Source organism: Desulfovibrio piger (genome assembly GCF_012843875.1).
Taxonomy (GTDB): domain Bacteria; phylum Desulfobacterota; class Desulfovibrionia; order Desulfovibrionales; family Desulfovibrionaceae; genus Desulfovibrio.
Genome location: NZ_JABAFY010000071.1, coordinates 1 through 9,312, shown reverse-complemented (window position 1 = coordinate 9,312; position 9,312 = coordinate 1). Strand labels below are relative to the sequence as shown.

Here is a 9,312-nt window from a genome sequence, read left to right as displayed (position 1 = left end):
TTAATCTTTGGTATTTACTCATGAAATTCGATTACACGATTTTTATGACTTTTTCTGGAATTATGAAATGACTTCTAATCAAAACAGGTCCCTGGAACTCACCGCAGAAGAACGGAAGTACATCATGGAGCACAACCCGGCCATGCTGGACGGCATCCTGGCCGGGAATGCCGTCGGCCTGGCATACCTGGTGCGTATCAGGGGTATACTCTATGGTAATAGTGGTGATCAGTCGGGGAAGAACGACGCGACGCCGGCAACGTCCGCCAAAACGAAGAATGCCAAAAAGCAGTGGTTCGGCTACCCTACGGACATCACCCGGGTTTCTCCCTTCTTTCCGCTCAACCGGCAGGAAATGGGGAAAAACAGGCGTTATTTCGAAGACGTCAAGATCGTCGACAACTCGTGGGGCAGCATCCATTACACAGGGCCGCAGCTGAGCATCGTCGATGAGGACGTCTTCGTGGCGCTCATGGTGCTCATCAGCGGCAACCACAAGCATATCCATGTCGTGGACGACAAGACGACATTCGAGTTCAAGGGAAGCGCGTCCGACCTGCTTCGCACCATGTATCCAAGTGACCGTCGCCCTTCCAAGAGCGACTACACGCGGCTCATCGACTCCCTCAACCGCATGATGGCAGCCGTCATCAAACTGAGTGTCGTCAGTCAGATCGACAGTGACGGCAAACCGATGAAGCAGGTCTTCCTGCGTCACATGCTCGAATACGCCAACTGGGACGAAGTGACCAAACAGCTCGAGGTGCGGGTGAGCCCCTTCTTTTACCTGGCCTACACCCAGGGCAACGTGACCTACCTGGACTCCCTGAGCCGCTACGACCTGAGCGGTTCGATTTCGAAAGCCATGTACCGCTTCATCCAGAGCCACAGGGAAAAATACTCAGGCGGATATATGGTACTGGCCGCGGCCCTGAACATGAACCTCACACAGCCAAGGAAAGAGATCCGCCGCAAACTGCGTGAGGGCGTCACCGAACTCGTCAAAAAAGGCATTTTGACGGAGGAAAGCGGATTTTCGGAGCATGACACTGACATCATCATCCTTGAAAAGGCGAAGCAAAGAGCTGTGAAGGGCTCTGCTAAAGAGGCTCCACGGCAGCTTAAACTGGCGTAGCCAAGCTTCGTGTTGTGGGCCACCTGACAGGCAAGGCGGGACGAAATGTCCCGCCTTTTTTCGTTCGTGCTATGGGTCACCGCATTTCGTTTTTTGGACCACCATCAAAACCAAAGTTTCGTGTTATGGGCCACCTTTTTTACGCACGATCATCGAAAACATCGTGCGCCGGCTCTGTATCCTGAACGTGTTATGGACCACCAGGTCTGCAAAACTGGCTACCGCCCCCTCGTGTTATGGACCACCACAGTCAGAGAGCGAAAACAGGCAAAATTTCGTGCCATGAGCCACCATCTTCGTGTTTTTGGCCACCGTTATTTCGTACTATGGGCCACCCAAAGTAATGCCAGCTATCGGACATCATTGACGATACCGACTGGTATGCCAAACAGGACAGCTTCCTGACAGCTCGTGTTATGGACCACCCCCGCATTTTTTGTCGTGTTATGGATCACCACTTTCGTTTTATGGATCACCCTGTACGTGTTATGGGCCACCGCCATACGTGTTATGAGCCACCAAACTGCCCATGATGTCGTGTTTTGAGCCACCGTTTTACGTGTTATGGGCCACCAGTGTTCAAGAAACATATGGAAATAATTGAAGAATTTTCCCCTATATAATCATTGATAGTCTAAGAAAAAAAGTACCCTGACCGTAAGATCAGGGTACTATCCAAAGGCCGAAACTTCGGCTACAGGGGAGAAAAAGGCAGGCCGTGAGGAAAGGACTTCCGACCACGACGGCCATTGTTCCAGACACGCGGCGCCGTGACGCATAGCGCAGGACGCGTAGAGCAGACCGTCACGCGAAGCCGTTCTGTGAAAGAACCGTCAACCGATGTCCACGTAGTCCGTCATTTTGAGTTTCCCGGCATAGTAGGCTTTCCATGCGGTATCCACATCGGGAAAACGGTGTACCTTGGCATTCCCCTGTGGCTTCCCGACATTCTCCGTGACTTTGTACAGGCCGATGATGGGCTCGCGTGTGGGAGCCTGCAGCAGGTCACCGGCTTTTTTATCCGTGAACAGCTGCCTGGAAGGGAACATCCTCTTCGCTTCCTCGATGGCTTCGTCGGAAACAGGCAGATGGATCTGCATGGCGTCGCCGTCGTAGTCGGCGTTGAGGCCTTTTTCCCAGATGGAGTTCACACGCAGGTTCTTCCCTGAACGCAGCAGGGGTTTGGCGGCCATGATGCCGTGCCGCCAGAGCGTCGGGGCGCGGTTCACGATGACGGGACGCTTGTCCATGTCCTCCTTGAGGGCCTTGACGGCCGCCGGGCTTTTCTCTTCGATGGCCTCCCTGGCCTGCAGAGGGGTATAGCCGATCTGGGCGAGCCTGCGCATGACGAACGGGCTGTACATGCGCCAGGCGGTCTCTTCCGGCAGGCCGATCTCGTCAAGGCCGAGTGTCGTATCCGGGGAGATGGTGGCACGACCGGTAAGGTTCATTTTCCCGTAAATGACCTTGTGCTGGAAGTAGCCTCCCTTGGGAGTATCCCCGGCGATAAAGTCCAGGGCCCCCTTCACGCTGCGGCCACGAAGCTGCGGATCGCCAGGCGCGACAAGACCTGCCAATTCACGCATGCGAGTGTTGAGGGCAGTGCGATTTTCCTCGATATCCTTCTGCCCGAAGGCGCCGGAAGCCTTCATGCTCCGGAAGCTGTTGTTCTGCAGGATGAGATCACGGTACAGGAAATCCGCGTCATTGGTCATCATATCGCCTGTGGCCCCCACAGTGATCGGGCGCATGACAGGTGGCGTCACCGGGACAACGCTCATGATGTAGGCGTCGCCGGGCTTCATGTCCATGTCTCTGAGGGCACGCAGGTATTTGACCCGCTTTACGGCCTTGTCCAAGTCCGCCTTGCCGAGTTTACCTTCATAGACGGCATCTTCAGACTCCTTGAGCTCCTTCGTGACGTCGATCCTGTTCAGGGCGTCACGTATGGCCGTCCCACCCTGTTTGACAATCATTTCCTGAAGATCGTTCCGCCCCATGCGCAGCAAGGATCGGACGGCATCCGTGAAGACAGGGTTCACGACCGGCTCGACGAGCTTGATATGTGCCCAGCGCGTCCCCTGGATACCGCCGGTGATGGTCGGGTCGAACAGGCCTCCGGCTTCCGGGCGCAACGCTTTGGCACTCAGCATGAGGCCATTCCGCAGCTCTCCGGAGCTGAGCTTCAATACGTCCTTGTCCGTCAGGGGAGCTGCCACGAGCTCGTTGTCCTTGCGCGTCACGTTGATCCCGGCCTGCTTGAGGATGGCGATGAAGCGTGTGAACGTCTTCTTTTCATCAGGCATCGTCGGATGAAGACCGCTTTGGAACTGCTTCCAGAAGTCAAGGTTGCGCGCACCGCGCAGTACCGTCCCCTCACGCAGCAGCGAGCGGGCGTTGTGGGCGATGAGGGCATTCACTTCCATGCCGCCGAGAGCTTTCGGACCCGTGATACCGTTGCCCGAGGGCGCGTCATCCTGGTCGTAGCCACCGTCGATGCCGCGCGCCGCGAAGTTCGTGTCCGTTGTCTTGAACAGTTTGTGGCAGTGCTGGACGCCGACGAAGACACCGGGGATCTTTTTGCCGGTGACGGGATCGGTAAGCGTCTCCGTATCGCTGACGTTGTGCTTCTTCAGCTCGTCCTTGACGAACTTCACATAGTCCGGTTTGCTGTAGTTCTCGATCTCGTAGACCTTGCCTGTCTTTTTCGCCACCTTGCCGAGCGCGCTTTCCAGGATCTGGGCCGGATTGATGCGTGAGATGACGCCGGCGGACGTGAAGATGCCGTCCAGGACGTTGCCATCTTCATCGCGCGGCATCTGGTCATCAGGCAGGATCTTGGCACAGACGCCCTTGTTGCCGTAGCTGCCGGCGATCTTGTCGCCAAGTTGCAGCGGCTTCTCGATGCGCAGCACGACGGTCTTCACGGACGGAGTGGACGCGACGGCAACGACTGTCGCCTGGTAATGCTGGTCGTATACCTCGGCCCGGTCACGATACGGGTGCCTCAGGCTTTTGTGCAGCATGCCCAGCACCTGGTTCACCTTGCTGCCGCTGTTGTCCTCCATGGCCAGGATGATGGGGTCACCCTCCTCGAGCACAGCACCCTTCTTCGCCAGCCCTTCGTCATCCAGCTTGGCCAGCTGCGCGGCGCTGAATGTCGTCGGGAAGGCCGTGCGGTATTTATCCTTGCCCATGACGATGTTGCGGCTGACCACAAGCGTGATCTTGTCCGAATGCACGGACGTCATTTTCTTCGCCGCGGATTCCGACAGGACCACACCATCCTCATGGTTGAGCCCATGGAACGGCATATAGGCGATACGCAGGTTGCGCCCCATAGTCAGTTCCCCGTCCTTGCTGAACCCGCTCCCACCCAGGGGCTGCCCTGTCTTGACGCTTTCTCCGGGCTTCACCGTGATGTCGTTGTGGAGGAAGGTCTTGGTCGCCAGGGCGAGGTTGTTCTCATAGTCGACAGCGTGCATCTTCCCCCGGGCATCCTTGATGTAGACGTACTCGTCGTCGATCTTCTCGACGGTACCGTCCACGGGAGATGTCGGCAGTGTCCAGCTCCCCAGGGCGTCCACGGTGCTTTTGTACTTTGAAGCATCCCCAAGCACGGCCTTCACCAGGCGCTTCTCAGGTTCCTTGAGCGGAAGGGCCTGCTGGATGTGCTTGTCGCCCATGAGCAGACGGTTGCCCTGGTTGGCAGGCATGAACGGCAGGGTGTTGGTGGTCACCGTGGCCAGGTCGTGCGGCGAGGCGATCTGGTAGTCGAGACGGCTCCTTGGGACATGCACGAGCTTGCCCCGGTAGATGGCGGCCATGTCGTCTGTAGGCTTCCGCTCGCCCTTGTTGTAAACGGGATCCGGGAAACCAAGGTAGCTATCGTACAGATCGATGGAGCGTTTGGTCGTGCGCTCTCCCGTACGGCAGTCGACGACCTCCTTGTAAAACTCGTTGTCGCTGCCTTTGAGCGCTCCAAACGTGCAATGTGCATCGATACCTACCTTGAAGCTCTCCGGCGCCGCTATGGGGTCAATAAGGCCCATATAGGAGTAGTTCACGGCACGTGTCCCGAAAGGCACGGCACGGTCCGACGAAATGGCGCCCTCCCCGAGGCGGGTGATGATGGACGCCGTATCGACGAACTCCATGGGATTGATCTGCGACGGCATGCGTGAAAGTGACGAGCCGGTGATGAAACGGCGCAGCGGGCGCGTGAAGGTGTCCGGGGCAAGGGCTTTGCCGAGAGCGTCATCGCTGATCTTGCCGTCAGTGAGGCGCAGCTTGTCCAGACGCTGCCGGAGCTTCGTGGTGATTTCGGACGACTTGTCGATGGTCTCGGCCAGAAGATCCTCGACGGTGTGGATCTTCTGGAACTCCAGCATGTCACGCTCGTCGATGTCCTCAGTGCCTTTGTAGACCGCCAGGATCTTCTTCATGGCCTCAAGGATGGACATGGGCCCCACGGACGAGAAAGGTTTGCCGAGAGTGATCGCCGTCGTTTCCGGATCGATCGCGGTGCCGTTGAAGTAGGTGCGTATGGCACTGTCCTTCTCTTCAGCCGAGACGAGCTCCCCAGGGCCGTCCTTGCGGTAGCGTACAAGCTTGTCATACAGCGTCGTGCGGGCCCTGTTGAGCTGGCTGTCCGTGAGCTGGCCAAGGTTCTTCTCCGCAAGCTCCTTGCCCAGGGCGTTGAGGATGTCCTGTCCACCGGCGCCAAGGATCTTGAGCACGGCCACCGCGAGCAGCGTGGCATTCAGGATGTCGATCTTGAAGATGCCCGTGTCCGGGTCCATGATGAGCTTGAAGTTCGCCCCCTTTGCCAGGTTGAACGAGGACTCGATCTCGTCGTTGCCACGCTTGCGTGTGTAGACGCCGGACTTGGTGCGCATCTGGCTCACGACAGCATACTCGTTGCCGTCCAGCATCAGTGTGTACCGGTTGGTATAGTACGGTATGTTGCAGATCCGCTTGTTGATGAGCCTGCCCACCGTACGGCCGGAGGAGTTCTCCACGATGTCGATATCGGCGTAGACGCCGTCCGTCGCATTGTGCCTGGAAAGCAGGAGCTCCGACTGCTTGCCGTGAGAGAGCTCGCTGAACTTCACGGTCGCATTTACGAGCTTTGCCGTGAAGTTCCTTCCTGCCACGGGAAACTTTTTCCGCACGGCCTCCAGGACTTTTTCATGGATGGCCTGACGGATGTTTGATGGCTTCGTGATAATCCTGCGTATATTCGTGGATGGGGTCATCTGCGTATATCTCTGTGGAGAGAGTTGCTTGTCTTGTTACATAATCAATAAGGGAACCGTCTATGGAATTATGAATGAAAACATCTGGAGAGTCGTCTTACTTTTTTGTGACGCTTTCCGGGATGATGGCATACCTTGAGACGACATGGTAGAATCCTTCCTTGTCGAAGGTGCCCTGCATGTCGAGCACGGCAAGGTCTCCCGGGTTTTTGAGGTAGTTCTGGCAACGGAACTCGGTCTCCTCGGGATACGGCAGCGACCGTTTGTCCCTGCGCCGCTGGCCCAGGAGAGGTTCGACACCGTCCTCTTCGTTCATAAGGTCTCTGACCGCTTTGGTTTCGATCCCCATATCTCCATACCTCCGTATTAGTGCTTTGTGGCCAGGAGGCCTACCCAGCCTGCATGGCGCCGCCCTGCGGCTGCTGCTGGTCACGCATCATCTCAAGCTGCTTGCTCACAAGCGCCCACATCACATAGTCCTCGTTCTGCAGCTGGGCGAGGACCGAACGCCGCTGTTCGTACGGTATGGACAGCATCTGCATGGCCTGCTGCTGGGCCGCGGCTATCATCTTCTGCTGATTGTACTGTGACGGGAAGCCAGTGGCCTGTTCCTGCTCCTGGGCCCGTGCCTGGTTCGCGATGTCCTGCTCCCGCTGCTGGATTTCCTTTTCCACTTCGCGCTGGGACTCGTGGTCGTCGAGCTGCTCCTGCTTCAGACGGTCGCGTTCCTTGTCCGGCTCCAGATTGAGGGCTTCCTGCAGTGTCGAGCGGGAAACGATGCCCTGGGCCTGCATGAGGATCTGCTTGTTCATCATGTCGTCGGCCAGACGGAACGGCACAAGCTTCACCGCGCAGTAGGCGCGCTTGGTATGCGCGTTGATACAGTTCACCGTCCAGTTGATGAACGCGGTCAGCTGCTCAATGTAGGGTGTAAGCTGGTTTTCCAGGATGCGCAGGCCAACGGCGCTGTTCTGGATGTTGGTGTCTCCCATGATGAGCCCGGGCGGGATGTCCAGTGCCAGGGACATCTCCATGCGGGCATCCTTGATCTCCTCGGTCGGCGTGAGCGCCCTGCCCTGTGAACCGATGTTGGTGAAGCCGGTAGGATATGGGGCTGTCATCACGTAGTTCGGGTCCATGCGCCAGCGCTCGATGGCCGTGGTGATCTCTCTTTGCCAGCGGTCGATGGACGACATGATGCACGGGTCCGTGGAGCCGCTGCTCTGCGGGAAGAGGATGGTCTTGGGAGTGATGTGCTCCATGCCGATGGCTTCCGCGGCCCGGCGGAGCACGGCGATGTACATGTAGTTCTTGAGCGCCGGCATCAATGGCGGGATGCCCCAGCCGCTGGCGAAACCGGCAAGCCCGGATGTCTTCGCATGATAGAAGTTGCCGCCCATCTCGATATTGCGTCCGGCCAGCGCGGCGTCGATGAATATCTTGGGTGTGTCGCGCAAGACGGTGATGTCGCCACGCTGGCAGGCTTTGACGAATTTTTGCGGCAGTGCGTAATAGTACTTCGTCTCGCCGGTGATGGGGTTCTGGCTGAGCTCTATCTGTTTCGGATCCCAGCGGACGATGCGGATCTTTTCAAGGTCGAAGGTCGCCGTGTCTTCCACCTTCGGGACAACGAACACCTGGCAGTTCGGGCACTTGTGCTCGATCTGCTTTTTCCTGACGCGCACGTTGGCTTTTTCGATGGCGATCTTCTGGCCGCACCGGGGGCAGGCGAGCATGCGCTTGAACGGGAAGTATATGGTTCTGAACACGTTCCCGTATACATAGTAGTCGCTGCCGAACTCGAGCAGTGCCGATTTCATCTTCAGGGTCGTGAGCAGTTCGCGGGTCTTTTCCCGGATCGACTCGGCATCATTGGTGAACGAGAAGTCGGTGATCGGGTAGTTGATGAGCTTCCTGACGCCGTTGGAGATGGTCGGCATGCTTTGGTGCACGACCTCGCACCACTTGAAAAGCTCCTTGATGTCCTTGGGGAGCATCTCGGAGAGGTAATCGAAATGGGGGTTGTTGTATAAGCGTGTGTACCGCGAATTGAGGACGGTGGCCTGCCCGGCGATGGGGCTTACGATCGGTATGGACATGCTGGAGCTCCGGCGACTTTCCCCAAATATTGGGCGCCGGGCCCCGGCCAGTTCACGGATCAGTCCATGACATGCCGTACGGAAAGCGGCCCGTCGTGCCCCATGTCGAAAAGCGGCCTGCCCTTGTTATAAGAAAACGATACTACGCCATCCATGTGCCTGAACGTCATGCGCATGGAGGGCAATTTGTTTTCCGACAAACAGACAGGAGCCGGCCATGCCGAACATCATGCATTACGATCAGGAAAAGGACCGGTTGTGGTTCGACCACAACAAATCAAACATGTGCACGCCGTTCTCCAGGGGGAGGAACGGCGCTTCGTTCACGCTGTCCTGCAGCGCCAGGTACCCGGTGTCACTTATAGGGTACCGCAGGTTTATGGCGCTCTACCCGGATGGTGAGCTGTCCCCGGAAGCCCGCGAGGTCATCGACGCGGCCGGGGCGGTGCCTGACGCCATAAAAGAGGAACGGTATGTGAGGAGGTTCGATGGCCTCTTCCGCGTGCCCCCGTTCCAGCACCAGCGCGAGGTCATCGAAATGATGATGTATTATCCGAAGCTGGCCATCCTGCTGGAGCAGGGGCTCGGCAAGACCTTCATCAGCATCAACGCCCTGGCCATGCTGCGCGAGTTGAACGGGCCGGAGAAGACCATCGTTATCTGCCCGCACATCGTGTTCCAGAGCTGGATCGACGAAGTGGAAAAATACTCGAGCCTTCGCATCGCCCCTTACCTCGGCGGGCCTGAGAGCGTGTTTGGAAACTTCAGCTTTTATAGTTACAAGAAGGCATGTGGACAAAAAAAGACTGTGCGCGGCAGC

At 57.5% G+C, this 9,312-nt stretch carries 5 protein-coding genes; 2 read left to right on the top strand and 3 right to left on the bottom strand.

Going from position 1 to position 9,312, the window contains the following annotated elements:
* Positions 1–67 precede the first annotated feature (67 nt).
* Positions 68–1,135 carry a replication initiator protein A gene (locus tag HF854_RS11630; protein WP_168936437.1) on the top strand — a complete coding sequence of 356 codons (1,068 nt, stop codon included), beginning with the start codon at positions 68–70 and terminating at the stop codon, positions 1,133–1,135.
* A gap of 833 nt (positions 1,136–1,968) precedes the next feature.
* Here the strand turns inward: HF854_RS11630 and HF854_RS12780 are convergent.
* The 3 genes from HF854_RS12780 to HF854_RS11615 form a co-directional block, all read right to left on the bottom strand.
* On the bottom strand, positions 1,969–6,309 hold the full coding sequence (locus HF854_RS12780; protein WP_168936436.1) for a hypothetical protein: 4,341 nt from the start codon (positions 6,307–6,309) through the stop codon (positions 1,969–1,971).
* A 181-nt stretch (positions 6,310–6,490) separates the two neighbouring features.
* A complete protein-coding gene (locus tag HF854_RS11620) occupies positions 6,491–6,742 on the bottom strand; it encodes a hypothetical protein (RefSeq protein ID WP_168936435.1) in 252 nt (83 codons plus the stop codon).
* A 40-nt stretch (positions 6,743–6,782) separates the two neighbouring features.
* Positions 6,783–8,492, bottom strand: coding sequence for a hypothetical protein (locus HF854_RS11615; RefSeq protein ID WP_168936434.1), 1,710 nt, complete (start codon positions 8,490–8,492; stop codon positions 6,783–6,785).
* A 217-nt stretch (positions 8,493–8,709) separates the two neighbouring features.
* Between HF854_RS11615 and HF854_RS11610 the strand changes: the two genes are divergently transcribed.
* The coding region (locus HF854_RS11610) for an SNF2-related protein (protein WP_205906123.1) at positions 8,710–9,312 on the top strand (603 nt) is incomplete at its 3' end.